The organism is Nitratireductor aquibiodomus, assembly GCF_900105565.1.
Classification (GTDB): domain Bacteria; phylum Pseudomonadota; class Alphaproteobacteria; order Rhizobiales; family Rhizobiaceae; genus Nitratireductor; species Nitratireductor aquibiodomus.
On sequence record NZ_FNSL01000001.1, the window covers coordinates 3,761,838 to 3,787,939 of the forward strand.

A 26,102-nucleotide genomic window follows, 5' to 3' on the forward strand; every position below is an offset into this window, starting at 1 on the left:
GAAACGACATGACCGAGCGACAGAACAATACAAACGGTGACGAGCCGGTCGTCGATCAGGCGATCTGGCCGCCGGTCGATCCGGTCAGCGCAGGACTTGGCGGACGTTGCCCGCGCTGTGGCGAGGGGCGCCTCTTCTCCGGCTTTCTCACGGTCGGGCGCGGCTGTCGCAATTGCGGGCTCGATTACGGTTTTGCCGATGCCGGCGACGGACCGGCAGTGTTCGTTATCCTGATCATCGGTTTTCTGGTCGTGGGGCTGGCGCTGTGGATGGAAGTGTCACTCGGACCTTCGCTCTGGGTTCATTTTCTTCTGTGGATCCCGCTTGCGCTCGTCCTTTGCCTCACGGCTCTTCGTCTCATGAAAGGGCTGCTGATCGCGCTCCAGTATCGAAACCAGGCGGAGCAGGGGGAACTCGAACGATAATGGCCGTGACTGAAGACAAATCCTCCCGGTCGAGCCTCAACTGGCTTCTCCTGCTCCTGAGCCTTGTCGTGCTTGCCTGTCTTCTGGCGCTGGGAACGTGGCAGGTGCAGCGGCTTCAATGGAAAGAGGCGCTGCTTGCGCAGATCGAAGTGCGGATCAACGCAGAACCGGCGGATCTCGCCAGCATCGAGCGTATCTACGCTGAAACCGGTGATGTCGAGTACCGGCCGATGCGCGTTGAGGGCGCTTTCCGGCACACGGGCGAGCGCCACTATTTCGCAACCTGGAAAGGGCAGTCGGGCTATTTCGTCCACACCCCCCTTAGGCTCGAGGACGGGCGGTTCATCTTCGTCAATCGCGGGTTCGTGCCCTTCGACCGCAAGGAGGCGGACACGCGCGCCGAAGGACAGATCGTCGGCGGTGTCCGCATCAGCGGGCTGGCCCGCAACGGGATTGGCGAAAAGCCGTCCTTCATCGTCCCCGACAACGACATCGGCCAGAACATCTTCTACTGGAAGGACCTCGGCACGATGGCGAGTACGGCGGGATTGCCGGAAGCCGCCCGCGTTCTGCCATTTTATGTCGACGCCGATGATTCGCCCAATGCGGGCGGCTTGCCCGTGGGCGGGGTGACACGCATCGACATGCCGAACAGCCATCTGCAGTATGCGATCACCTGGTATGGGCTTGCCGCGGCGCTATGTGGCGTTCTGTTCGTCTGGTGGCGGCGCAACCGACGGCGCTCCTGATCGCGGCTCTTTGGCCTGGGCTCTTGACATTGAGTGCCCCACGGCCCCAATTCCGGCTCCAGCAAGGGGAATTCAGATGACGGCTGCCGACATGACAAGACAGAAGCTGACGGTGCGGCTTTGCGGGCCGCGTGGTTTCTGCGCCGGCGTTGACCGCGCCATTCAGATCGTCGTGCTGGCGCTGAAGAAATATGGTGCGCCGGTCTATGTGCGCCATGAGATCGTCCACAACCGATATGTGGTTGAGGGGCTGCAGGAGCGCGGCGCCGTCTTCATCGAGGAACTGAGCGAGATTCCGGAAGATCATCGCGATTGCCCGGTTGTCTTTTCCGCCCATGGTGTGCCGAAATCGGTGCCGGCGGATGCGCAGAACCGCAACCTCTTCTATCTTGATGCGACCTGCCCGCTGGTTTCCAAGGTCCACAAACAGGCCATGCGTCACCACAGGCTCGGCCGTCACGTGCTGCTGATCGGCCATGCGGGACATCCAGAAGTGATCGGCACGATGGGGCAACTGCCCGAGGGCACGGTGACCCTGGTGGAGACGGTGGAAGGCGCCAACACGCTCGAACGGCCAGACGGCGCGGAACTTGGCTTTGTCAGCCAGACCACGCTCTCGGTGGAGGACACGGCAGACATTCTCAAAGCGCTGGAAGACCGTTTTCCGGACCTGCATGCACCGGCAGCCGAATCCATCTGCTACGCCACCACCAACCGGCAGGAGGCCGTGAAGAAGGCGGCACCCGGCTCGGATCTTTTCCTCGTGGTCGGCGCACCCAACTCGTCGAACTCGCGCCGTCTGGTGGAGGTTGCGGAGCGGGCAGGGGCGAAGCGATCCCTGCTCGTTCAGCGGGCTTCTGAAATCCCCTGGGACGAGGTGGACGGCATTCGCGTCCTCGGACTTTCGGCCGGCGCCTCGGCGCCCGAAATCATCGTCAACGAGATCATCGATGCGTTCCGCGAGCGATTTGATGTAACGGTGGAACTTGCGATCACCGCCGAGGAAACCGAAAACTTCCCCGTCATGCGCGCGATCCGCGACGTGGAACTGACCAGCGCCGACATGGCCTTCGTGAACGGCAACGCGTAAGCATGGCGGTCTATACTGATATTTCCGAGGTCGAGCTCGGTGCGCTCCTGAAGGAATACGATGTGGGCGAGCTGTTGTCCTACAAGGGCATCGCCGAGGGGACGGAGAACTCCAACTACCTGCTCCACACATCAAGAGCCGCCTTCATCCTGACACTTTACGAACAGCGCGTTGAGCGCTCCGATCTGCCGTTTTTTCTCGGCCTGATGGAGCATCTGGCGCAGCATGGCGTGAACTGTCCGCTTCCGGTGCGCAGGAACGATGGTGCGGTGGTGAGCGAAATTGCCGGTCGGCCGGCGGCACTCATCACCTTTCTGGAAGGCATGTGGCTCAGGAAACCCGCCCCGCAGCACTGTCGCGAAGTGGGCAGGGCCATGGCGGGCATGCACCTGGCTGCACGCGGTTTTGAACCGACACGGGCAAATGCGCTGACCGTGGGCGACTGGCGACCGCTCTGGGAAAAGGCGAAGCCTCGGGCAAACGAGGTGGAAGAGGAACTGGAGGCGGAGGTCGAGGCGGATCTTGCCGACCTTGCTCAAGGCTGGCCGGCCGACCTTCCGACCGGTGTCATTCATGCGGACCTTTTTCCTGACAATGTCTTTTTTCTCGGTGACCGGGTTTCGGGGATCATCGATTTCTATTTCGCCTGCAATGATCTGCTGGCCTACGACATTGCCACCTGTCTCAATGCCTGGTGCTTTGAGAAAGATGGGTCCTACAACCTGACCAAGGGGACGGCACTGCTCGAGGGCTATCAGTCGGTGCGCCCGCTGGACGCGGCCGAGATAAAGGCGCTGCCGCTGCTGGCACGTGGGTCTGCGCTGCGTTTCATGCTGACGCGGCTCTATGACTGGCTGACCGTTTCCGACGGCGCGCTGGTAAACAAGCGCGACCCGATGGAATATGTGCGCCGGCTGCGCTTTCACCGGCAGATTAGCTCTCCATCTGAATACGGGATCGGCCTGAAGTGACAAGCGTGGAAATTTTTACCGACGGCGCCTGTTCGGGCAATCCGGGTCCCGGCGGCTGGGGCGCGCTTCTGCGGCACAATGGCGTCGAGAAGGAACTGTCTGGCGGCGAGGCCGAGACCACCAACAACCGGATGGAACTCAAGGCGGCCATCGAGGCGCTGAATGCCCTGAAGCGGTCCTGCGACGTGGACCTCTACACCGACAGCGTCTATGTGCGCGACGGCATTTCCGGCTGGATCGAGGGCTGGAAGCGCAATGGCTGGAAAACGGCAGCCAGGAAGCCGGTCAAGAACGCCGAGCTATGGCAGGCGCTGGACGAGGCGCAGAAGCGCCACAAAATCAAATGGTACTGGGTTAAGGGCCATGCGGGCCACCCCGAGAATGAACGCGCCGACGCGCTTGCACGCGCCGGCATGGAGCCTTTCAAGAAAAAGCGGCGCTGAGCCAGGGCGATACCGGCGATCCAGACCATCCGAGAAGCACCGGACCGAAAAGCGGATTCGATTTTCGGTCCGGCACAGTTGAACGGTTCACCGTTTCACGGAAACATCGCTCCGCTCAATCTGTCTGCTTTTCCGCATTTATGCGGGGGCCAGGTGATTCTACGCCTGAAGCTGATCGAGGATGCGGGCGGCGCCGCTTGTTTCAGCCTGTCCGGGATTCTCCTCGATGTTGATCGCGCTCACGACGCCATCATCGACGATCATCGAATACCGCTTGGAACGGTTGCCGAGACCTGCAACCGAAAGATCGATATCGAGGCCGAGCGCCCTGGTGAAATCGCCATTGCCATCGGCAATGAAGGTGATCTTGTCTTCTGCGCCGGTGAAACCGGCCCAGGCCTGCATCACGAAGGCGTCGTTCACGGAGATGACGGCGATGTCGTCGGCACCGCGAGCGCGGATCGCATCGCCATTTTCGACAAAGCCCGGCAGATGGCTGTTGCTGCAGGTCGGGGTGAAGGCCCCGGGTACGCCGAAGAGGACGACTTTGCGACCGGCAAAGAAATCGGGCGCGGCGACATCGTTCGCGCCTTCGGCGCTCACTTTCTTGAAGTTTGTATCGGGAATACGATCACCAACGGATACTTTCATCAGGGGCTCCTGAAAACTATTTAAAATCAATGTTTTTCAGGGGATCTCAATATCCCCTGAGACAGCCTCTCCATCGGCTGTCAGCGTATATATAAGATCGCTGTTTTCAAGTTTCCCGACATCGCCGTTCAATATTTCAACAACGAACCTGGCCGTTCCCTCATCAAGGGCTTCAAGCCTCGGTGTCCCGAGTAGATGAGCGTGCGCATGATCGAGGAAGAGGACTGGTTCCAGCGTCGAGGCGGGTACCTTCCCTTCCAGGACAAGCGCGCCGCCCGCTTTCTCGACAGAAGCGATTCCAAACGTCCCATCGGCAGGGGCGGGAAGGGAGGCGAATGCACGCCGGACCGCGAGCGCGTCGCTGACATTGTCGGCGTCAGCGCCGGGGTCGAAGGTGAAAGAGGCCTGGAAGGGAATGCAGATCGTTTCGCAGATGCCGAGAAAGACGTCCGCATCGATCAGTGTCGCAGCGTTCGCCTGGTCGAGAGTGAAGATGACCGGCAGGGAAACGGACTGCCTGTAGCCAGTCCATTGGGTTTCGCCGTCATGAATGCGTTCCGGGGCCGGGTACTGCACTTCGACGGCGCGGATATGGGAACTGCGGGAGACATCGATCTGCGGGGGAATGCCGGCAGCGCCCGGGTTGCGCCAATAGGTCTTCCATCCGGATTTGAGACTGATTTCGAGAGCCCCGCGGAGACGACCGTCCTCATCGGGAAGCCCGACGGTAACGAGACGAACCGATCCGCCCTCGCTTTCCTGCCATTGGCTGGACGCGCCATGTGCCTGCGGGGCCATCAGGAGCATTGCAAGGGTCAGGTATGCGGCTCGAATCATGGTGGGAGAGTGCAGCGGAGACGCCGGGCCGGCAAGGAACACTTCTGTCTGGCAGCATCATAAATGCGTGACCGGTGGCCTGCGGCAAGGCGATATCCGCCTTTCACGCCATGGGAAAACGGGTTAGGCTGAAAGCATGGAAACCCAGAATGCAGCAGGGACCAAGGGTACAAGAAGGAAATGACGGAACTTCCATATCTGGAAAACCATTTCCTGATCGCCATGCCCGGCATGCGCGATGAACGGTTTGCGCGCGCGGTGATCTATCTGTGCGCCCATAGCGAAGAGGGGGCGATGGGGCTGATCATCAACCAGCCGCAGCAGCTCGCCTTTCCCGATATCCTCGTGCAGCTCGGCATTCTTGAACAGTCGGAAGCCATCCGGCTGCCGCAGGAAGCGCGCAACATGCCCGTGCGCAATGGCGGTCCCGTGGACCGAAGCCGGGGCTTCGTGCTGCATACGGACGACTATGTTGTGGAATCGTCCATGCCGGTTTCCGACAGTATCTGTCTGACGGCTACGGTCGACATGCTCAGAGCCATATCGCTCGGCCAGGGGCCGCGCCATGCCCTGATGGCGCTTGGTTATGCCGGTTGGGGTGCCGGGCAGCTTGAAATGGAGATCGGCGAGAACGGCTGGCTGACCTGTCCGGCAACGCCGCAGCTTCTGTTCGAGGGCAATATCGAACAGAAATATGATGGCGTCCTCGCATCGATTGGCATTGATGCGGCAAATCTCAGCCAGATTGCCGGCCACGCCTGAGAGGCGACGCCTCTTCCCGGCGAACGCCCTGTCCCTTTAAGACTTGGCTGCGGTTGTGTGCTCGAAGAGCAGCTTGCCGGTGGTTTCAGCATCTTCCGGTTCGCCGAAAACAAAGCTCTGGGCGTAGTCGCAGCCCATCTCGGCAAGTTGCTGCGCATCCTGGTGATCGACCACGCCTTCCGCCACAACGGACAGTTCGAGCTCCTTGGCCATCTTGACCATGGAACGCACCATGACGATGCCACGTGCGCTGTGATCTTCCAGAAATCGCCGGTCGATCTTGATGGTGTCGAAAGGGAAGCTCGACAGATAGGACAGCGAAGAATAGCCCGTACCGAAATCGTCCAGCGACAGGCCGATGCCGATCATCCTCAGCTTCTCGAGTACATGGGCGGACTGCTCGGGATTGTCCATAACCACGGATTCGGTCAGCTCGAGCCGGAAGCTCTCCGGTGAAACGCCCGAACGGGCGATGACAGACCGTACGTCGCCCACGAGATCGCGGCGGATAAGCTGCCGGCTGGAAAGATTGACCGACATGACGAGCGGCAAATCCGGAAACTGCTTCTGCCAGCGATAAAGATCTTCGGCCGCCTGCTGCATGGCAAAAAGGCCAAGCTGAACGATCAGGCCGGAGCTCTCGGCAATCGGTATGAAGTCCGATGGCGGGATGGCACCGCGGCGCGGATGATCCCAGCGCAGAAGAGCCTCGAAACCGGCAATGGTCTGGTCTTCCAGGCGAATGATCGGCTGATAGACAAGCTTAAGCTCGGAACGCTCGATCGCGCGGCGCAGATCCGCCTCCATGCGCAGGCGATTGTTGTCGTTAGAGCGGAAGGCAGGGCGGAAGGGCTCGATCCGGTCGCCACCGAAACGCTTGGCCTGATACATGGCAAGCTCGGCATCCTTGAGCATCTCCTCCGCCGATTCCTGTGTCGTGGTCCAGGAAATGAGGCCGATGGAGGAGGTCAGGACAATCTCGCGGCGGGCGAAGGTGACCGGGGTGCGGATCGCCTGCTTGACCGCATCTGCCACGGCCGCGATGCGCGCGGGCTCCTGTTCGGACAGAAGGATCATGGCGAACTGATCGCCGGACAGGCGGCAGAGCGAATCGCGCGGCTTCAAAAGCCTGTGCAGCCGGCGGGCAATGGTGAGCAGGATCGTGTCGCCCACCGAGATGCCGAGCTCCTCATTGACCTGTTTGAAGCGGTCGATGTCGATCACGAAGACGGTCGGTCGTACCTGCTGCTCCATGCGGGCTATGGAAATGATCGCATCTAGCCGGTTGAGGAACAGTTCCCGGCTTGGAAGCCCGGTAAGATTGTCATGAACCGCGTCGTGCAGGAGGCGCTCTTCAGCCTTTTTCTGCTCGGTGACGTCAACCATGGTACCGACACAGCGGATGACCTGGCCATCGGAGCCGATGACCGGGCGCGCGCGCAGATCGAACCAGTGATAGTGACCGTCCGCACCGCGCAGGCGGAAGCACTGAGAGATGCGCCCGCGACGCTGTTCGAGCACCACATCCAGCGTCGTGCGGAATGTGTCGCGGTCCTCGGTGTGGAGGGTGGAAAGCCAGTCGCGGGCCGGACCATGCAGACTGCCCGAGGGTAGGCCGAGCTGGCGACTGACATCGGGCCGCGTGATGATGCGGTCGCGCGAAACGTCCCAGTCCCAGACCACGTCTCCCGAGCCTGAGATCGCCAGCGCCTGACGCTCCATGTCGCTGAACAGGCCCTGGAAGAGAGCGCCGCCGGCAAAGGCGTGCTGCATGACCGTGAAGCCGATCAGGAGAATGATCAGGATAAGGCCACCGCCAATCGCCGGCTGGACGATGTCGTTGTCGAGAACCCCGGTGATCGCCATCCACGAGCCGACCATCCAGGCGATGATCATGACCCAGCTGGGAACCAGCATGATGGCACGGTCATAGCCCTGGAGACTGAGATAGATGATGATGCCAAGGCCGACCACGGCTGTGGCGGCGAAGGAGATGCGGGCGATGCCGGCCGCCACGGCGGGGTCGATGATGGCGAAACCGGCAATGATGCCGAGACCCAGGATCCAGGCGAGCACGCCATAGCTGAAATGGTCGTGCCAGCGGTTGAGATTGAGATAGGCAAAAAGGAAGACCACAAGCGTGGCGGCCAGACCGACCTCGGTACCGGCGCGCCATATCTGCTCATTGCCAGGCGTGATCTCGATCACTTTGCTCAGGAACCCGAAGTCAATGGAGATATAGGCAAGAACCGCCCAGGCCAGCGCCGCCGTGGCCGGAAACATTGAGGTTCCCTTGACCACGAACAGGATGGTCAAAAACAGGGCCAGCAGGCCGGCAATGCCGATGACGATGCCGCGGAAGAGCGTGTAGGCGTTCACCGTGTCCTTGTAGGCGCCGGGATCCCACAGATAGACCTGCGGCAGGTTTGGCGAGGAAAGCTCTGCGACGAAGGTAACGACAGAGCCGGGATTGAGCGTGACGTGGAACTCATCCGCATCCGGGCTTTCCTGCCTGTCGAGCGTGAAACCGGAACTCGGTGTAATGGCGGCAATGCGCTGCGAGCCAAGGTCGGGCCAGACAAGGCCTGAACCGACCAGACGGAAATGCGGCGCGACGATGAGCCGGTCAAGCTGCTGATCCGTCGTGTTGGCGAGAGCGAACACCGCCCAGTCTCCCGTGGAGCGTTCATCCTGCGCTTCCACCTCGATGCGCCGGACGATGCCGTCGACGTCGGGCGCTGTCGACACCTGAAACGCGTCTCCCTGCGCGCGGTAGATTTCCACCGCTCCCGACAGGTCGAGCGCCACATCATCACGGGCGATCTTGATCGGTTCGATCGCTTCTGCCGTGCCGACGGCTGAAACAAGGGTGATGAATGCCGCGGCCAGGGCCACCAGAAAAGCGGGGAAGAAGGAACGCGACAAGGAAATCAGCCTCGTGTTTCTAGTGCAGGCACGTGACGCTCCTCAGCGACCAGCGCATAGAGATAGTGATCACGCCAAGTGCCGTTGATCCTGAGATAGGACCTGAGCAGGCCTTCGCGCTGAAATCCGGCTTTTTCAAGTAAACCGACAGAACGTTTGTTGTCTGGAATACAGGCGGCTTCCAGACGGTGCAACCGCAAGCCGTCGAAAGCATAGGGAATGAGCAGCCGCAGGGCCGAAAGCATCATGCCGCGACCGGCATATCGTTCGCCCATCCAGTAGCCTATGCTGGCGGTCTGCGCGACGCCGCGCCTGATGTTGGAGAGTGTGATTCCACCCGCCAGCGCTTCCGTCGGCGCATCGAAGACGAAGAAACTGATGCCGGTGCCGTTTTCATATTCGGTGCGATAGCGCTTGAGCCGGTGCCGGAAAGCGCTTCTGGACAATTCGTCGGGTGCCCAGCTTGGCTCCCAGGGCACGAGAAAGCCGCGGCTTTCGTCGCGCAGGGCTGCCCATTCCGCATGATCGCCCATGACCGGTGTTCTGAGGAACACGGTTTCGCCCTTGAGCGCCGGAGGCGGGCGGCGGAAGAAGGGCACGTCCAGCATATGTCTGCGACGGTCCTACACGGCGAGCTTGCGAGGCATGGACCCCTGATCGGCGAGCGCATCCTGAATGGATTCGAAGGGTGCAAGGCTGCCGACGGGGCCGATCGCCGCAACGGTCGGCTTGGAGGTGAAGAGACGCTGCGAGAGATCGGTCAGGCGATCAACGGTCAGGTTGGACAGGCGATCCATCAACTCGTCCACGTCGATCGGCCGGCCGTAGAGCAGAAGCTGGCGCGCGATCTGCGAGGCGCGGCTTGCCGGGTTTTCACGCGCCATCATGAGGCCGGCGCGATATTGCGCACGTGCCCGGTCGAGCTCGTCCTGACCGATGGCCTGTCCCGCTTTCTGCAACTCGCCGAGGAGCAGGGGCACAAGCTCTTCGATGTCGCTTTTGCCGGTCGCAGCGTGGATGCCGAAAATGCCGGTGTCCGAGAACCCCCAGTGGAAGGCGTAGACCGAGTAGCAGAGGCCGTGCTTCTCACGTATTTCCTGGAAAAGCCTCGAGGACATGCCGCCGCCGAGAATGGTGGAGAGCACCTGCGAGGCATAGAAGTCGCGCACATGGTAGGCACGGCCCTCAAAGCCCAGAATGATCTGCGCATCCATGAGATCGCGGTGCTCGCGGAAGTCACCGCCCACATAGTGTGCATAGGGCGGTGTGGTGCCTTCGGCCTTGCTGCGGAAACTGCCGAGGCGGCTTTCCACCTCGCGCACGAAATCTTCGTGCTTCAGCCCGCCGGCGGCGACAATGACCATGCGGTCTGCCGAGTACTGGCGTTCGAGAAAGCCCCGAAGCTGATCCGGGGTAAAGGACTGGACCGTCTCGGGGGTTCCGAGCACCGAACGGCCAAGCGCCTGGTGGCGGAACGCCGTCTCGGTGAAACGGTCGAAGACGATGTCGTCGGGAATGTCGTGCGCGGCGCCGATTTCCTGGAGAATCACATGCTGCTCGCGTTCCAGCTCGTGCGGGTCGAATTTGGAATCGGTCAGAATGTCGGAAAGGAGTTCTACCGCCAGCGGCATGTCTGCGCTGAGAACGCGTGCATAGAATGCGGTTGTCTCGACGCTGGTCGCAGCGTTGATCTCACCGCCGACATCCTCGATATCGGTCGCAATCTGACGGGCACTGCGTTTGGTCGTTCCCTTGAACGCCATGTGCTCCAGAAGATGCGCAATACCGTGCTCATTCTCATACTCATTGCGCGATCCGGATTTAACCCAGATGCCCAGCGCAACGGTTTCCAGATGAGGCAGGGTTTCGGTTGCGACCGTCAGGCCGTTCGACAGACGGCTTACCTCAACACCCATATGCTTCTTACTCCTTGAACAAACTCAACGCGCCGCTCTGGCGTGGCGGCTTATGTGATCCTGCAGCATTCTTAAATCTGAGGGAAGGACTGTAAAGGACTCTTTGCGTTTCATCAGGTCGCCGAGCCATTCGGGCAGGGCCGGCTCGATGCCACTGGCATCCCTGACGGCAGCCGGGAACTTGGCCGGATGGGCGGTCGACAGAACCACCATGGGCGACGCCGATGCCGGCATTGCACGCGCAACTTTCACGCCCGTGGCTGTGTGCGGGTCGAGCAGATAGCCGCTCTCGCGCCGGACCGCGCCGATCGTTTGCGCCGTTTCCGCCATCTCCGAGCGACCGGCAGAAAAGCCTTTGCGGATGACCTCCAGCGTCTCTGGCTCGACCGTGAAGCTGCCCGACTGCTTCAGCATCTGCATGTAGCGGCGGATTTCATCCGCATTCCTGCCGGAAGCAAAATAGAGCAGGCGTTCGAAATTGGAGGAAACCTGAATGTCCATCGAGGGCGATGTGGTCGCCACCACTTCACGCGTGGCGTATTCACCGGTGGCGAGCGTGCGGGCAAGAATGTCGTTGTCGTTGGTGGCGATCACGAGACGATCGATGGGCAGGCCCATTTCCTTTGCCGCATAGCCCGCGAAAATATCGCCGAAATTGCCGGTGGGTACGGTGAACGAGATCGTGCGGTCGGGACCGCCGAGTGAGACGGCGGCGGTGAAGTAGTAGACGATCTGGGCCATAACGCGGGCCCAGTTGATCGAATTCACACCGGAAAGAGCAACGCTGTCACGAAAGCCGTGATCGTTGAACATGTCCTTGAGCAGGCCCTGGCAGTCGTCGAAATTGCCCTTGACGGCAAGAGCATGCACGTTGGCGGCGCCGGATGTGGTCATCTGGCGCTGCTGCACCGGAGAGACACGCCCCTCGGGGAAGAGGATGAAGACATCCGCCCGCTCGGTCCCGGCAAAGGCCTCTATGGCAGCCCCTCCTGTGTCGCCCGATGTCGCGCCGACGATGGTGACACGCTCGCCGCGCTCGGCAAGAACGTGATCCATCAGCCGCGCCAGAAGCTGCATGGCGACGTCCTTGAAGGCGAGGGTGGGGCCGTGAAAAAGCTCCAGGATGAATTCGTTCGGACCGGTTTGAACAAGAGGGCACACAGCCGGGTGACGGAACGTGGCATAGCTCTCGTCAATGATGCGGCGCAGGGTCGTCGCGTCTATTTCATCGCCCACGAAGGGAGCGAGCACGCGAAAGGCGATCTCGCCATAGCTCTGGCCGCGCATGGCGCGGAGGTCGTCAGCGGAAAACTGCGGCCACGCGCGGGGAACGTAAAGACCGCCATCGCGGGCAAGCCCTGCCAGCATCGCATCGGAAAACCCAAGCGCCGGCGCATCGCCACGCGTGCTGATATAATCTGTCGCCATTCGTCGTATTGCCTCATGAACTGCGAGGGAGGACAGCCGGCGCCCGCAAGAGCCCGTCGCATTCCGGCCGCGCGTCTGGTATAGAGCATGATCTGGACGGGTGGGAACCGGTTTTCCACTCAAACCGCACGGAAATTGAATGTCGATGACGGGTTTTCTGGAATTTGCCGGAAAAATCTGTCATCTCTCCGTTGCTTTTTGCCCGGTCGTTGCCGGTGCCTGAAGAATGCGCATATCCACGGGGCATGTCACTTGGTCAATTATCGTCTTTTCATCAGTTCTCTCCTGCTTTCCGCCACTGCCATCGTTTCGGGCTGCCAGTCCGACGATGCGACGGGCGGACTGGACATGCAGGGCGGCAATCTTCAACAGCAGGGTGCCCAGACAGCCGGACAGGCTGAGGATGTGGTGCGCGAAAGCGAATTGCGCGCATTCTGCCCGCCGGTCTCCCTGCGAGAAGGCACGGCCTATTTCACCACCTATGAAAAGGGCGGGCAGGATCAGCCCGGCAGCGTGATCTATCAGGCCTCGATCACCGATGTGACGCGCAAGTGTAACTACGGCACGGGCTCGTTCGGCATGACGGTGGCCGTGGCCGGTCGCGTCGTCCCGGGTCCGAAAGGCAATACCGGCACGATCACAATGCCGATCCGCATCGTCGCCGTTCGTGGCGGCGAGGTTGTCTATTCGAAGCTGTTCCAGCACCAGGTCGCGATCAGCGACACCGCCGGCGCAACCCAGTTCATCTTCAACGATCCGAATGTGATGATCACGGGGACGCCCGATCGCAGCATTCAGTTGATGGTCGGGTTTGACGAGGGGCCGAACGGCGGCCGCTAACCTTGCGGCCGGTTTCTGGGGGCAGGATGAAGGCGGGGGCGAGTCCCCCGTTTTTTTATGGAATATCAGGGGGTTTGGAGTGCGGGCTGAATCAATCTGTCAGGGTTGCCCTCATGCATTCTCGCTCCATTCCGACAGGGCTTCGATGACACCGGCAAGGTCCTGGAAACGGTGAATGACCGTCTCCGCGCCCGCTTCCATCAGAAGGTCGGCATGGCCGGGCTGTATGTGCGCTCCACCGGTGAAGCCGATGACGCGCATGCCGGCGGCTCTCGCGCCGGCGATCCCGTGCACTGAATCTTCAATGACGAAGCAGCGCCCGGGTGCGGCTCCCATCTTTTCGGCGGCATAAAGGAAAACGTCCGGCGCAGGCTTGGGCTGGCGCGAGGGCGTTTCCAGAGAGGAATAGATGTGGTCCTTGAAGAAGGGCAGGAGCCGCGTACGGGACAGCATCGCCTCCACCCGCTCGTAGCTGGAATTCGAACAGACGCATTTCGGCATGGTGACGGCAGCGACTGCTTCGTGAACGCCCTCCAGAGGCTTCACCTCCTTGCGTACTTTCTTGTCGACTTCGCTTTCAGCCTGATCGATCAGTGTGGCCTGCAGCGGCGCGTCGGCATTTTCCTCGATGGACAAAAGAATGTCCTTGAAGGTGAGGCCGGCATAGCGGCTGGCCAGTTCTTCAGGCGTGATCTCAAAGCCTGCTTGCGTTAGCACCCGTGCTTCGACACGCGACGCGATGATTTCCGAATCGACGAGAACGCCATCGCAATCGAAGATGACGAGTTCGGGAGCTGGCATGGCAAGACCTGTTCTGAATTGAAGCCTGATGGTGGCGCGTTGGGGGCATAGCCGTTATGCCGCCCCGAGACAACTCCATGTAGCCGTGGCTGAACGCGCTATTCGACGACGACCTCTGTGCGCTCGCCAGCGGTCACGCTGGCTTTCCGGCGCTGTTCCGCCCTGTCGCCTTCGTAGCGTACAAGCACTTCATAGTCTCCCGGCGGCAAAGTCTCCTGCGCTTTGACGTCATAGGTGCCGCCCAGATTCTTCTGGTTGCCCTGGATGTCTTTCTTGCCCTCAAGAAACTCGATCCTGTAGGCGCCGGGAGCGGAGACGGCGAGGACGCCGGCATTGATATTGACCGTCGCCTCAGTGCGTTCGCCCGCCCTGACGCTGATCGGCGTCATGGCCTCGGCCTTTCCGAGGCGCGCATAAAGCATGTAATCGCCGGGTGGAACATCCATCCCCTGCTTGCCTGGGCCGTACTGGCCGCCAAGCGTCTTGCGGTTGCCGCTAATGTCGGCCCTGGCGTCCTGGACCTCGAAGCGGATGGCGTTGCCTTCAACCTCCGGCCCGCCCTCTGCATAGACGGCAGACGGGACGACCAGTCCGGAGCCGATGACCAGGTCGAGTTTGAGGGTCTCGCCGGCGGCGAGTTCGTGGCTTTCTTCGACGGTGGCCTTGCCGATCCGTCCGGTGACCCTGATGGAACCGGCCTTCGCCCAGACGCGTGTCTGGCCATATCCGCCATCCTTCGTGCCGTCGAAATGCACGTCGACGCGCGCGCCCGTATCGGCCTCGGTGTCTCCGGGGGTGCGTTTCGGCGTGATTTCGACGAGCCCGGCATTAAACACGGCAATAACGTCCGTTGTCGCGTCCTCGGTCAGATCCACATCGGTCTCGAATGTGATGCGGCCAAGCCGCGCTTTCGCACGATAGGAACCGGCGGGTACGCTGGCAGCGAACACGCCGCGATAGCCGCCATCGGCGCTGCGGCTCTCAGGTTCGCCATTTGCGCCCAAAGGGATGAAGTCCCAGCGCACTTCCGAACTGTCGGCCATGTCCGGGCCATCCTGCGAAAGGCGTGCGATGCCACGCACATTGAACTCGACACTGGCCGCTTGCGGCTTTGGCTCCGGTTCGGGCGCCTTTGCGACCGTGGTTTCGAGCGCTTCCGCAAGCTGGCCTGCGTCGTCAGCCTTGAGATAGAGCCCACCAGTGTTTTCCGCGAGACAGGCAACTTCCTGTCCTTCTTCCTCGGACAGGCCGAAACCGACCACATGCGCGGTAAAATCGACGCCCGAGGCCTCAAGCTCGCGGCCGAGCGCGCAGGGGTCCGCATTGCAGGTCTCCAGCCCATCGGTGACAAGGATGACGGTCGCAGCATTTTCTTCAATGCGCAGTTCCTCGGCGGCCTTCCGAACCGCATCGGTGAGCGGCGTCTTGCCCTTCGGATTGAGCCGGTTGGCGAAATCGGCGACCGCCGCTGCCGTGCCTGTTGCCGGCGGAATGGCGATCTCGATGTCGGAACAGGAACCCTTCTCCCGGTGCCCGTAGGCCACGAGGCCAAGCTCGGTGTCCTGCGGCAGCGTTTCCATGACTTTGCGCAGCGTATCGCGTGCGATCTCGATCTTCGTCGTGCCGTCGATCTGCCCCCACATGGAGCCGGAGCCATCCAGGACGATGATCGTTTTGCCTTCGGCCATCGCGGGGAAGGCAAACAACAGGGCTGCCAGGACGCTCAACAGGCGGGTGCGGATCATGCCGGGTCTCCGTGGGTGAAACTTGACGCAAGGGAAGATTGCACAGCTTCGCATGGGCCGCAAATCGGCACGGGCCCTTACGGAATATTTACCATCTTCCGTAACCATAACGGCAGGTAAACAGTCCGAGTTAGAGGTCAGTCCATGTCCGCTGTGCGTCGTATCGATGAGCTTGCACCCGAACCGAAAAAGGCCGAATGGCTCGATACGATCATCAAGGGGGACTGTGTCGCCGCACTTGACCGTCTGCCGGAAAAATCGGTCGATGTGATCTTTGCCGATCCACCCTACAATCTGCAGCTTGGTGGAGACCTGCACCGCCCCGATCAATCGCGCGTCGATGCGGTTGACGATGCCTGGGACCAGTTCGACAGTTTTGCTGCCTATGATGCCTTCACCCGCGCATGGATGCTGGCAGCGCGTCGCGTCTTGAAGCCGAACGGCACGATCTGGGTGATCGGCTCCTATCACAACATTTTCCGGGTCGGCACAGTGATGCAGGACCTGGGCTACTGGCTGCTCAACGACATTGTCTGGCGCAAGACGAATCCGATGCCGAATTTCCGCGGCCGCAGGTTCCAGAACGCGCATGAGACGATGATCTGGGCCTCGCGCGACAAGTCGTCCAAGGGCTATACCTTCAACTATGAAGCGCTCAAGGCCTCCAATGACGATGTGCAGATGCGCTCCGACTGGCTCTTCCCCATCTGCACGGGCAAGGAACGCCTAAAGAACGAGGATGGCGGCAAGCTGCATCCCACGCAGAAGCCGGAAGCGCTGCTTGCACGGGTGATGATGGCATCGACCAAGCCCGGCGATGTGGTGCTCGATCCATTCTTCGGCTCAGGCACGACCGGGGCGGTTGCCAAGCGGCTTGGCCGCCACTTTGTCGGCATCGATCGGCAGGATGAGTATATCGAAGCGGCGAGCGCCCGTATCGCCGGCATCGAACCGCTGGACGAGATGGATCTTGCCCAGATGCAGGCCAAGCGTTCCGCGCCACGCGTGGCCTTCGGCAGCCTGCTGGAGGCAGGCCTCATGCAGCCGGGCACGCAATTGCACGATTCCAAGCGTCGCTGGACCGCCAATGTGCGTGCCGACGGCACGATTGCCATCGGCGACGAGGCAGGCTCGATCCACCGGATCGGCGCCCGCGTTCAGGGGCTCGAAGCCTGCAATGGCTGGACCTTCTGGCATTTCGAGGAAAAGGGCAGCCTGAAGCCGATCGACGATCTGCGCCAGATCATGCGCGACAACATGCAGGGCGTTGCCGCCTGAGCATCAGGCGCGTGGGCTCAGGTGGAGAAGCCCGGAGCCGCAAAAGCCAAAGACGATCAGCAAGATAGAGCGCTTCGATGAATCTCTGTATGATTCTGCGGAGCGCTTTTTTCAGACTGCGAAGCCATAGCCGGCCAGATCGCTTCGCAGCTTCTCTGCGCCGCTGAAATGCACGGCCTGCCAGCCGGCATCTCTTGCACCTTCCACATTCTTCTCGCTGTCGTCGATGAATAGCGTGGCGGCCGGCTCGAGGCCGAAGCTTTCGACATGGATGTCGTAGATTGCACGGTCGGGCTTGAGGAGCCTCACTTCGCCCGAGACGGTCACGCCGCGTGGCCGGTTGAGAAAGGTATAGCGCTCGCGGGCCTCGGCGAAGGTGTCTGCCGCAAAATTGGTGAGCATGGTCACGTCATGGCCGGCGTCGATGAGCGTTTCGAGCATGGCGACCGAATCGTCGTAGGCGTGAGGCACCATTTCGTGCCAGTGCCGGCGGAAGCCACGAATGTTCTCTTCCTCCTGCGGATGCTCGGCGATAAGAAGCGCCTCGGCGTCTTCCCATCTGCGCCCGCGATCCTGTTCGATGTTCCAGTCGCCGGTGCAGACATTTTCCAGAAACCAGCGGCGCTGGGCATCATCGGGGATGAGGCGGCGATAGGGAATTTCAGGATCGTAGTGGATCAGAACCCTGCCGATATCAAAAACGATGTGTCGAATGTCGCTCATGCGGTTCTATCCTTTGCGGGGCTTCCTGGTGGCTCCGGGTATCGCAGCCTCGATAGCCTTTTTCATGACAGTGGGCAGGGCTTCGCCGGGCAGTGTGTCGGGGGAAGACCACCAGCCATCGCCGGGTGGTTGATCGCCGGGTAGTTGATCATTGTGAAGATCGGCCCGAAAAACGGAAAGCTCCAGCGCGAAATGCGTGAAGACGTGGCGGATCGACCCGGTTTCACGCCAGTCGGCGGGGAAGGGGGCGGCAGAGATATCAGTGGCGCCATCCTGCCGCGCCGTCCAGTGGCTGCCCGGGACCTCTGTCATGCCACCCAGAAGGCCGGTGGGCGGGCGCTGCCTTAAAAGCACCGCGCCATCGGCACGCACGGCGACGAAGGCTGCGCCCCGGCGGGCAGGCTTTTCCATCTTCGGCGCCTTGACGGGGAAACGCTCGGCGGTACCTTCGCGCCGCGCCGTGCAGCCATCGGTGATGGGGCAAAGCACGCATGCGGGCCTGCGCGGCGTGCAGATTGTCGCACCGAGATCCATCATGGCCTGCGCGAAGTCGCCTGGTCGATCATGCGGAAGAGCCTGCGCGACCAGGGTGCGAATCTCGGGCTTGGCCTGCGGCAGAGGCGCCTCGATGGCATGAAGCCGTGTGATGACGCGCTCGATATTGCCGTCCACCACGGCGGCGGGGCGGTTAAAGGCAATGGCTGCAATCGCGGCGGCTGTGTAGTCGCCGATGCCGGGAAGGGCCTTGAGGCCGGCTTCGGTATCTGGAAAGCGGCCATCATATTCGCTGGCGACGGTCTCGGCGCATTTCTTCAGATTGCGGGCGCGTGAATAATAGCCGAGCCCCGCCCATGCCTTCATCACGTCGTCGGTTTCGGCGGTGGCGAGGGCTTCGACCGTCGGCCATGCATCGGTAAATGCCTCGAAATAGCGCTTGACCGCACCGACCGTGGTCTGCTGAAGCATCACTTCCGACAGCCAGACGCGGTAGGGATCTGGAAGGACACCGAGTTTTGTCTCGTCGGGCGGAGTGCGCCAGGGCAGGCTCCGGTGATGGCGGTCGTACCACGCGAGCAGCGGGCGCGAAAAATCGGTCGAAGAGGCCTGTGCGTCGGTGACCGACGCTTCCGTGCGTGCCATACTGGAGCGAAACTCAATATGCGTTGCGGATCAATTCGAGACTTCATGTCATGACAGGGAAGAGGCAATCGGGCAATCCCGTCGCGGTGAGCGATCTTGCCACCGGTATTCTCGATCCGGTGATGCGCAAGCGCGCCGGGCTTTCGGTGGAGCTTGTCCAGTGCTGGAGCGAGATCGTGGGCGAGCGGCTGGCGCTCAGCACGCGGCCTGAAAAGCTTGCCTGGCCGCGCCGCCGGCACGAGGACGACCCGTTTGAGCCGGCCACGCTGGTGATCGCGTGCGAAGGCGCGGCGGCGCTGCGCCTGCAGCACGAGACGGGCGAGGTGATCGCCCGCGTCAATGCCTTCCTCGGCTTTGCCGCGGTGGGGCGCATAAAGATCGTACAGAAGCCGGTTGCTCAGCCGCAGGTGCGCCGTGTGCCGCCCACGCGCCCTCTTTCAGGATCGGAAAGCGCCCGGATCGATGCGCTGGTCGCCGGGGTGGAAGACGAGGGGCTGCGCCAATCGCTGCAAAAGCTGGGGGCGAGCATTTTAGGCCGGCGCAAATGACAGATCATGCCCCCCGCGATCACCAAAACGTGATGGGGCTGTTGCTTCAGAAAAATGCGCCCCTGACCCAAATTCGCCCGAAACGCCCGCTTTGTGGCGTGAACGCAGGTAACACTCGCAGGTAACACTCCAAGACGAACAGGTGAAAATTCATGTCCGAACTGATCCAGCGCCGCAGACTTCTTCTTTCCATGGCCGCCTTGCCGGCGCTTGGGCTTGGACTGGCAGCGTGCACCGACAGCAATGCCGAAGCTGAGGCGGGAGCGCCTGCCACGGATCCCATCACCACGGCCGCCGTCGAGGCTCCGCCCTCCAGCGGAACGGTGGACATGGACAAGCTGCTCGAAGAGGGCGCGCTGGAGGACAAGGTTCTCGGCGATGAAAATGCGCCGGTGACCATTGTCGAATATGCGTCCATGACGTGTAGCCACTGCGCCACCTTCCACACCCGGACCTATCCGGAGCTGAAGAAGAAGTACATTGAGACGGGCAAGGTGCGCTTTATCCTGCGCGAGTTCCCGTTCGATCCGCGCGCGGAAGCGGGCTTCATGCTGGCGCGCTGCTCGGACGACAAGTACTTTGCGATGGTCGACGTGCTCTTCAAGCAGCAGAACAACTGGGCACCGGTGCAGGATGCACAGTCTGCGCTCCTGAAGATTTCCAAGCTCGCCGGTTTCACCCAGGAGAGCTTTGAAGCCTGCCTGACGGATCAGGAGCTTCTGACAAAGGTGCGGGCCGTGCGCGCCCGCGGCGCGAGCGATTTCGGCGTCGATGCCACGCCGACCTTCTTCATCAACGGAAAGAAGTATTCCGGTGCGATGTCCATCGACGAGATCTCGGCTGTCATCGACGGGATGCTCTAATTTAAGGTAGCCGCGCCACCGGTTTTGCCGGTGGCGTTTTTTGTTTATTGGATTTTTATTGATGCGTTTTCTTTTGGCTTGCCTGGGGGGCGGCCAACGGCTTCTCTTACTTCTAGCATTGGGATTGACGCTTATTGCAGCCGGTTTTTCACTGAGCGGGACTGTGGTGGCAATAGCCGGCAGCGTGGATATGGAGGCGCTCGCTGAAACGGGCGGGCTCGAGGAACAGGCGCTCGGCGATCCCGACGCGCCGGTGACAGTCATCGAATATGCATCGATGACCTGCGCACACTGTGCCCGCTATCATGTCGAGACCCTGCCGGCACTGAAGCGCAGATATATCGACACGGGCAAGGTGCGCTATGTCGTGCGTGGGTTGCCGACGGACCCGCGCGCTGAAGCCGGTTTGATGCTTGCCTATTGCGCGAAGGACGATTATTTCCGCGTCTCCGATCTCCTCTACAGAACCCAGACGCAGTGGGCCTGGGTGCAGGATGGACGCTCTGCCCTGTTGAAAACCGCCATAAATGCCGGTTTCTCACAGGAGAGCTTTGAAGCTTGCTTGACGGACAGCAAGCTTCTGGATGAAGTCAGGTCAATGCGCAATTGGGGTCTGGAGCGTCTGGGGATCGAGGCTGTTCCAACATTCTTCATCAACGGGATGAAGCACTCGGGAGCCATGTCGATTGAGGAAATGTCGGCGATCATCGACGGCATGCTTTAGCGGACAACGCGTTTGTCCGCCGTTTTCGTTTGCGCTGATTGAGGCGCGACCGGCATGAAGTTCACCAAGCTGCGCCTTCTGGGCTTCAAATCTTTCGTCGAGCCGAGCGAGTTCGTGATCGAGAACGGGCTGACCGGGGTGGTCGGTCCGAATGGCTGTGGCAAGTCCAATCTGGTCGAAGCGCTGCGCTGGGTGATGGGCGAAAACTCCTACAAGAACATGCGCGCCTCCGGGATGGACGATGTCATCTTCTCCGGTTCGGGCACGCGCCCGGCCCGAAACACGGCCGAAGTGACGCTGTTTCTCGAAAATTCCGACCGCACTGCGCCGGCCGCTTTCAACGATGCGGACGAGTTGCAGGTGTCGCGCCGCATCGAGCGTGAGGCAGGCTCGGTCTACCGCATCAACGGCAAGGAAGCGCGCGCCCGCGACGTGCAGCTTCTGTTCGCCGACCAGTCGACCGGCGCGCGCTCGCCCTCCATGGTGGGGCAGGGGCGGATCGGCGAGCTGATCCAGGCAAAGCCGCAGGCACGCCGGGCGCTGCTTGAAGAGGCTGCCGGCATTTCCGGGCTTCATTCACGCCGCCATGAGGCTGAACTCAGGCTGCGCGCCGCCGAACAGAATCTGGAACGGCTCGACGATGTGGTGAGCGAGCTCGACAGCCAGATCGAGAGTCTGAAACGACAGGCGCGTCAGGCCTCGCGCTTCAAGAAACTTTCTGCCGAAGTGCGCAAGGCCGAAGCGATCCTGCTGCACCTGCGCTGGTCTTCGGCCAAGGCGCAGGAGGCCGAGGCCCAGAGCGCGCTGTCTGGGGCGACTGCACTGGTGGGCGAAAACGCCAGCGGCCAGATGGAAGCGGCCAAGGCACAGGCCATCGGTGCGCACAAGCTGCCCGCGCTGCGCGATGCCGAAGCCGCCGCTGCCGCTGCCCTGCAACGACTGACCATCGCACGCACGCAGGTGGAGGAAGAGGCCAAGCGCATAGACGCGCGCACGCAGGAGCTGAAGAAGCGCATCGACCAGCTGAACGCAGACGTGGCGCGCGAAGAGCAGATGGTGCGCGACAATGCCGATGCGCTGGCGCGACTGGCAGAAGAGGAAGAAGCTCTCAAAGAGGCCGAAGAAGGCGCTGAAGGGCGTGAAACCGAACTGCAGAATGTCTTTGAAACGGTTTCCACCGAACTTTCGGCTGCCGAAGAACTGCTCTCGCGGCTGACGGCGGAGAAGGCAGAAGCTTCGGCGACACGGCAGCAGGCCGAGCGTGCGATCCGCGATCAGGCCGAGCGCCGCGACCGGCTGGCGCGGCAGATCGCCAGTATGGATGCCGAGCTTGCGGAGATCGCCAGCCGGATTGCCGGGCTGCCGGACCCGGCCGAAAAGCGCATGCTCGTCGACGAAGCAGCCGAGCGGCTGGAAATGGCGGAGGCGGCTGCAGTCGAAAACGAGGAGCGTGTCGCCGCCGCCCGCGAGGCCGAACAGGCCGCCCGCCCGCCTCTGCAGGAGGCGCGGGCCGAACTTGGCCGGGTGGAGACGGAAGCGCAGACCCTGCGCAAGATTCTGAATGCCGGAGGAGCGGACCTTTTCCCGGCGGTTCTCGAGCAATTGCGCGTGGAGCGCGGCTTCGAGACGGCGCTGGGTGCCGCTCTCGGTGAAGACCTCGATGTGCCGCTCGACAGTGCCGCACCCGTTTATTGGGGGCCTTCGGAGATAGTTGCGGACGACCCCGCCCTTCCAGAGGGCGTGATGGCGCTTTCCTCTGTGGTGAAAGCGCCCGCGCAGCTTGCACGTCGTCTGGCGCAGATCGGCATCGTGGACGCCGGGGACGGGCCACGGCTGCAAAAAATGCTGAAGCCCGGTCAGCGGCTGGTGGCGCGCGACGGGGCATTGTGGCGCTGGGACGGATATCGCGCCAGCGCCGACGCGCCCACGGCGGCGGCGCAGAGGCTGGCGCAGAAGAACCGCCTTGCCGAGCTCGATGGAGAGGTAATCGAGGCGACCGCGCGGCTGCGCGCGACAGAAACCGCGCTGGCCGATGCCGAGCAGGGGGTGAAGAGCGCGGTGGAAGCCGAACGCCGCTCCCGCGAGGAAGCGCGCGAAGCGCAGGCCGCGCTTGGCCGGGCGCGCGATGCGCTGGCTGGTGCAGAAAGGGCGGCGGGCGAGCTTTCCAGTCGCCGCGTGAGCCTTGATGAGGCGCGCAGCCGGGTGGTCGAGGATCACGAAGAGGCCGCCGCGGCGACAGTGGCTGCGGAGGAAGCGCTGGAAGCCGCGCCCGATCTGACCGAACTGCAGGCGCAGCTTGAACGGCAGTCCGCCGAGGTTTCCGCCAAACGCGCGGCGGTGGCCGAAGCGCGTGCGGCCTATGAGGGATTGCGGCGCGAGGCGGAAGCGCGCCGGCGCCGGCTGGAGGCTATCGCTGCGGAACGGCGCGGCTGGCAGTCACGCGTGGAGAACGCCGACCGGCACACCGCGGCCCTTCTGCAGCGTCGCGCCGATACGGAAGCCGAGCTCGAAGAACTCGCCGAAGCGCCAGAGGAGATCGAGGTGCGCGGCCGCTCGCTGCTTTCGGAGATTGCAAAGGCGGAAGCCGTGCGCAGGGAAGCGGCTGACACTCTGCAGGAAGCCGAAAACCGCCAGACGGAGCTCGACAAGCGGGCGACCGAGAGCATCCAGGCGCTTTCATCGGCGCGCGAAGCCAGGGCCCGTGCCGAGGAGCGCGTGACGGCAGCCGAGGAACGGCGCAAGGAGGCGGAAGCCCGAATTCAGGAAGTGTTGAACGTTGCGCCGCACAGGGTTCTGGCGATGGCCGAACTGGAGCCGGATGCGCCGATGCCGGAGATCGCCGAGGTGGAGCGTCGGCTGGAGCGTTTCAAGATGGAGCGGGAACGGCTCGGCGCGGTCAATCTGCGCGCCGAAGAGGAACAGACGGAACTCACCGAACGTCACGGCACCATCGTTTCCGAGCGTGAGGACGTGATCGAGGCCATCCGCAAACTGCGTCATGCAATCCAGAACCTGAACAGGGAAGGGCGCGAGCGCCTGCTGGCTGCATTCGACGTGGTCAACGAGCAATTTCAGCGGCTGTTCACCCATCTCTTCGGCGGTGGTACCGCGGAACTGCAACTGATCGAATCCGACGACCCGCTTGAGGCGGGGCTTGAAATTCTCGCCCGCCCGCCCGGCAAGCGTCCGCAGACCATGACGCTTCTGTCAGGTGGCGAGCAGGCTCTGACGGCGATGGCGCTGATCTTCGCTGTGTTCCTGACCAATCCCGCCCCCATCTGCGTGCTGGACGAGGTCGATGCGCCGCTCGATGATCACAATGTCGAGCGTTTCTGCAATCTTATGGACGAGATGGCGGCGTCAACGGATACCCGCTTTGTGGTCATCACGCACAATCCCATAACCATGGCGCGCATGAACCGGCTCTTTGGCGTGACCATGGCCGAGCAGGGCGTCAGCCAGCTCGTCTCCGTCGATCTCCAGACCGCCGAGCGCCTGCGCGAGGCAGGCTAGCATTTCCTCCCGCTCCTCCGCACTATCTATCTGTTTTACCGCGTTTATGCGGACGTCAGGTGATTCCACCTGACTGCAAAATGCTATAGGCCCGACCTCGACCACTGCGTTCAACGACCTCATGTCTCGCTCCAGACCGCCAGTTCGTTGCCGGCCGGATCGGTGAAGTGGAAGCGGCGGCCGCCGGGAAAGGAAAAGATCGGTCTCACGATCTTTCCGCCAGCATCCTCGACCGTTTTCAGCGTGGCCTCGAGATCCTCGGAGAAGAGCACCGGAAGCGGTTTATCGTTCCCGTCCGGATTGCCGTCGAAACCGCCGTCCAGACCCTCGTTAAAGGCCGAGTAGCCGGGGCCGTAGTCGGTAAACGACCAGGAAAAGGCATTGGCGTAAAAGGCTTTAACCCGGTCGATGCTGCCGCCGCCCGCCGGCATTTCGATATAGTCGAGCTTTCCGGTCTTGCGCATGATGATCTCCAATGTTCTTTTTTTGTTCTATTTCGTTTCCGCGCTTTTTGCAAGGCCGGAATCCTCATTCTTGTTGCCGGACAGGGATGTGCCGTGGATCGTATGGTGACGCGCGCAGGGGAGCGAAACGCTCTTTTCCGAAGCACTCGCGCGGTGGTGTGGCGGGCAGATGGATGAGGCGACGCTTCGCCTCACGGGGTCTGCGGGGCAGGGGCCGCTTCGTGAACGGTAGCGGCTGGATGCGGGCGCGGCGATGTGAGCGTGCGGACGGCGCCGGGCGGCTTGCCGATGACGCGTTTGAATGCGCGGCTGAACGCGGCCTGGGAACCGTAACCCAGGCGCTGCGCCGCCGTTTCGATGGCCATGCCCTCGCGGCTGATCCATTGTGCGGCAAGCCGCATCCTCAGTTCTGTAAGGTAGCGCACGGGTGTCATGCCGGTGACGGCCTGGAACCGGTCGGCGAAGACGGAGCGGGAACTGCCCATCTGGCCGGCGAGTTCCGCCACGGTCCAGTTGCGGCCCGGATCGCGGTGCAGGGCGGCGATGACACGTCCAAGACGTGGATCGCGCAGGGCGGCCACCCAGCCGCTTGAGCCACCGCAGCCGCATTCCACCCAGGCACGTACGATGAAGGCCGAGACCACGTCAGCGAGCCGGGCGAGAATGCCGGCGAACCCCGCACGGTCTTCCTTCGCTTCGCGTTCCATGGCGTCAAGGATCGGCAGGATTTCCGGATATCGCTTCAGGAGCGTGTTGACCAGCATCACGTCGGGCATGAGGGCGACAAGGGGATGCATGCTGCCCAGATCAAACTCCATGCAGCCCGAGAAGATGAGGGTATCGGACGTGTGGTCCTTCTCGTTCGAGCAGGCCACGATCTCATTGACGTTCCGGCACAGTGTCTTTGGCTGGAACTGCGTAATGCAGTGACACTTCATCTCCGCATTGGACAGTAGCGAATGTTCGCCGCCACGGGGGAGAAGCACGGCGTCGCCGGTATCGAGCGCATGAAGCGCGTCACCGGGCCCGCGCAGAAACACCGGTCCGCGGCCCACAAAGTGAAATTGAGCGCGCCCCTCAATGGTCGGGAAGCGGAGGCCGAAGGGAGGTGAGATCTGTGTGCGGTTGTACTCCATCCCATAAAGACGCATGCCCATGAGCAGGTCACTGACCAGGTCAGGGTTGGGGTGAAGCGAGGAATTTTCGGCGTTTCGATCAAGCATTTCGGATTTTATGACATGGTGCGTCCGAAGTGTCCAGCCTATC

24 protein-coding genes are annotated in these 26,102 nt (G+C 61.9%); 12 read left to right on the forward strand and 12 right to left on the reverse strand.

The features are described from left to right. Positions 1-8 precede the first annotated feature (8 nt). From BLW55_RS17745 to rnhA, 5 genes are all read left to right on the forward strand, one after another. On the forward strand, positions 9-425 hold the full coding sequence (locus tag BLW55_RS17745; RefSeq protein WP_090329664.1) for a DUF983 domain-containing protein: 417 nt from the start codon (positions 9-11) through the stop codon (positions 423-425). Then, entirely contained in the window at positions 425-1,174 is a 750-nt protein-coding gene (locus BLW55_RS17750; RefSeq protein WP_177175106.1) for an SURF1 family protein, read from the forward strand. Before BLW55_RS17745 ends, BLW55_RS17750 begins: the two co-directional genes overlap by 1 nt. A gap of 76 nt (positions 1,175-1,250) precedes the next feature. Next, positions 1,251-2,264, forward strand: a complete 1,014-nt coding sequence (ispH, locus tag BLW55_RS17755) for a 4-hydroxy-3-methylbut-2-enyl diphosphate reductase (protein ID WP_007009819.1) — start codon at positions 1,251-1,253, stop codon at positions 2,262-2,264. Positions 2,265-2,266: 2 nt separating this feature from the next. Further along, entirely contained in the window at positions 2,267-3,235 is a 969-nt protein-coding gene (locus BLW55_RS17760; protein WP_090329665.1) for a homoserine kinase, read from the forward strand. Continuing rightward, complete coding sequence (gene rnhA / locus BLW55_RS17765; RefSeq protein ID WP_090329666.1) at positions 3,232-3,678, forward strand: ribonuclease HI; 447 nt, start codon at positions 3,232-3,234, stop codon at positions 3,676-3,678. Before BLW55_RS17760 ends, rnhA begins: the two co-directional genes overlap by 4 nt. Before the next feature lie 159 nt (positions 3,679-3,837). On the opposite strand, the gene BLW55_RS17770 is transcribed toward rnhA, so the two are convergent. After that, positions 3,838-4,329, reverse strand: coding sequence for a peroxiredoxin (locus BLW55_RS17770; protein ID WP_090329667.1), 492 nt, complete (start codon positions 4,327-4,329; stop codon positions 3,838-3,840). A 36-nt stretch (positions 4,330-4,365) separates the two neighbouring features. Further along, positions 4,366-5,166 carry a protein-disulfide reductase DsbD domain-containing protein gene (locus BLW55_RS17775; RefSeq protein ID WP_090329668.1) on the reverse strand — a complete coding sequence of 267 codons (801 nt, stop codon included), beginning with the start codon at positions 5,164-5,166 and terminating at the stop codon, positions 4,366-4,368. Between the two features lie 180 nt (positions 5,167-5,346). On the opposite strand from BLW55_RS17775, the gene BLW55_RS17780 reads away from it, so the two are divergent. Beyond that, entirely contained in the window at positions 5,347-5,928 is a 582-nt protein-coding gene (locus tag BLW55_RS17780) for a YqgE/AlgH family protein (protein WP_007009814.1), read from the forward strand. Positions 5,929-5,964: 36 nt separating this feature from the next. On the opposite strand, the gene BLW55_RS17785 is transcribed toward BLW55_RS17780, so the two are convergent. From BLW55_RS17785 to thrC, 4 genes are read right to left on the reverse strand one after another with little or no spacing between them, the layout of a single operon-like run. After that, the gene (locus BLW55_RS17785) at positions 5,965-8,853 is read right to left on the reverse strand and encodes a sensor domain-containing phosphodiesterase (RefSeq protein ID WP_090329669.1); all 2,889 of its coding nucleotides are present in this window, start codon (positions 8,851-8,853) and stop codon (positions 5,965-5,967) included. Positions 8,854-8,858: 5 nt separating this feature from the next. Continuing rightward, the gene (locus tag BLW55_RS17790; RefSeq protein ID WP_007008009.1) at positions 8,859-9,461 is read right to left on the reverse strand and encodes a GNAT family N-acetyltransferase; all 603 of its coding nucleotides are present in this window, start codon (positions 9,459-9,461) and stop codon (positions 8,859-8,861) included. Positions 9,462-9,476: 15 nt separating this feature from the next. Further along, a complete protein-coding gene (locus tag BLW55_RS17795) occupies positions 9,477-10,769 on the reverse strand; it encodes a M16 family metallopeptidase (RefSeq protein WP_007008008.1) in 1,293 nt (430 codons plus the stop codon). Between the two features lie 24 nt (positions 10,770-10,793). Further along, positions 10,794-12,197 (reverse strand): threonine synthase, encoded by a 1,404-nt coding sequence (gene thrC, locus BLW55_RS17800; protein WP_090329670.1) that lies wholly within the window; start codon positions 12,195-12,197, stop codon positions 10,794-10,796. A gap of 252 nt (positions 12,198-12,449) precedes the next feature. On the opposite strand from thrC, the gene BLW55_RS17805 reads away from it, so the two are divergent. Beyond that, a complete protein-coding gene (locus tag BLW55_RS17805; RefSeq protein WP_090329671.1) occupies positions 12,450-13,037 on the forward strand; it encodes a hypothetical protein in 588 nt (195 codons plus the stop codon). 111 nt (positions 13,038-13,148) lie between these two features. Here BLW55_RS17805 and BLW55_RS17810 read toward each other — a convergent pair whose 3' ends face one another. Both BLW55_RS17810 and BLW55_RS17815 read right to left on the reverse strand, forming a co-directional pair. Continuing rightward, positions 13,149-13,838: an HAD family hydrolase gene (locus BLW55_RS17810; protein WP_007008005.1), complete on the reverse strand. Its 690-nt coding sequence runs from the start codon at positions 13,836-13,838 to the stop codon at positions 13,149-13,151. A gap of 98 nt (positions 13,839-13,936) precedes the next feature. Continuing rightward, on the reverse strand, positions 13,937-15,583 hold the full coding sequence (locus BLW55_RS17815) for a vWA domain-containing protein (RefSeq protein WP_090329672.1): 1,647 nt from the start codon (positions 15,581-15,583) through the stop codon (positions 13,937-13,939). A gap of 144 nt (positions 15,584-15,727) precedes the next feature. Here BLW55_RS17815 and BLW55_RS17820 point away from each other — a divergent pair, with 144 nt between their 5' ends. Next, positions 15,728-16,861 carry a site-specific DNA-methyltransferase gene (locus tag BLW55_RS17820; protein WP_007008003.1) on the forward strand — a complete coding sequence of 378 codons (1,134 nt, stop codon included), beginning with the start codon at positions 15,728-15,730 and terminating at the stop codon, positions 16,859-16,861. Between the two features lie 111 nt (positions 16,862-16,972). On the opposite strand, the gene BLW55_RS17825 is transcribed toward BLW55_RS17820, so the two are convergent. Together BLW55_RS17825 and mutY are read right to left on the reverse strand one after the other, a co-directional pair. Then, the gene (locus BLW55_RS17825; RefSeq protein ID WP_090329673.1) at positions 16,973-17,584 is read right to left on the reverse strand and encodes an HAD family hydrolase; all 612 of its coding nucleotides are present in this window, start codon (positions 17,582-17,584) and stop codon (positions 16,973-16,975) included. 6 nt (positions 17,585-17,590) lie between these two features. Next, on the reverse strand, positions 17,591-18,724 hold the full coding sequence (mutY, locus tag BLW55_RS17830) for an A/G-specific adenine glycosylase (RefSeq protein ID WP_090329674.1): 1,134 nt from the start codon (positions 18,722-18,724) through the stop codon (positions 17,591-17,593). 50 nt (positions 18,725-18,774) lie between these two features. On the opposite strand from mutY, the gene BLW55_RS17835 reads away from it, so the two are divergent. The 4 genes from BLW55_RS17835 (at position 18,775) to smc (ending at position 24,372) form a co-directional block, all read left to right on the forward strand. Next, on the forward strand, positions 18,775-19,272 hold the full coding sequence (locus BLW55_RS17835; RefSeq protein ID WP_090329675.1) for a DUF721 domain-containing protein: 498 nt from the start codon (positions 18,775-18,777) through the stop codon (positions 19,270-19,272). Positions 19,273-19,424: 152 nt separating this feature from the next. After that, a complete protein-coding gene (locus BLW55_RS17840) occupies positions 19,425-20,135 on the forward strand; it encodes a DsbA family protein (protein WP_007007999.1) in 711 nt (236 codons plus the stop codon). Between the two features lie 124 nt (positions 20,136-20,259). Next, positions 20,260-20,859 carry a DsbA family protein gene (locus BLW55_RS17845; protein ID WP_244509123.1) on the forward strand — a complete coding sequence of 200 codons (600 nt, stop codon included), beginning with the start codon at positions 20,260-20,262 and terminating at the stop codon, positions 20,857-20,859. 54 nt (positions 20,860-20,913) lie between these two features. Further along, the gene (gene smc, locus BLW55_RS17850; RefSeq protein WP_090329677.1) at positions 20,914-24,372 is read left to right on the forward strand and encodes a chromosome segregation protein SMC; all 3,459 of its coding nucleotides are present in this window, start codon (positions 20,914-20,916) and stop codon (positions 24,370-24,372) included. A gap of 119 nt (positions 24,373-24,491) precedes the next feature. Here the strand turns inward: smc and BLW55_RS17855 are convergent, their stop codons facing one another. Both BLW55_RS17855 and BLW55_RS17860 read right to left on the reverse strand, forming a co-directional pair. Continuing rightward, the gene (locus tag BLW55_RS17855; protein ID WP_007009305.1) at positions 24,492-24,836 is read right to left on the reverse strand and encodes a VOC family protein; all 345 of its coding nucleotides are present in this window, start codon (positions 24,834-24,836) and stop codon (positions 24,492-24,494) included. 191 nt (positions 24,837-25,027) lie between these two features. Next, a complete protein-coding gene (locus tag BLW55_RS17860; RefSeq protein WP_090329678.1) occupies positions 25,028-26,059 on the reverse strand; it encodes an AraC family transcriptional regulator in 1,032 nt (343 codons plus the stop codon). Between the last annotated feature and the right edge of the window lie 43 nt (positions 26,060-26,102).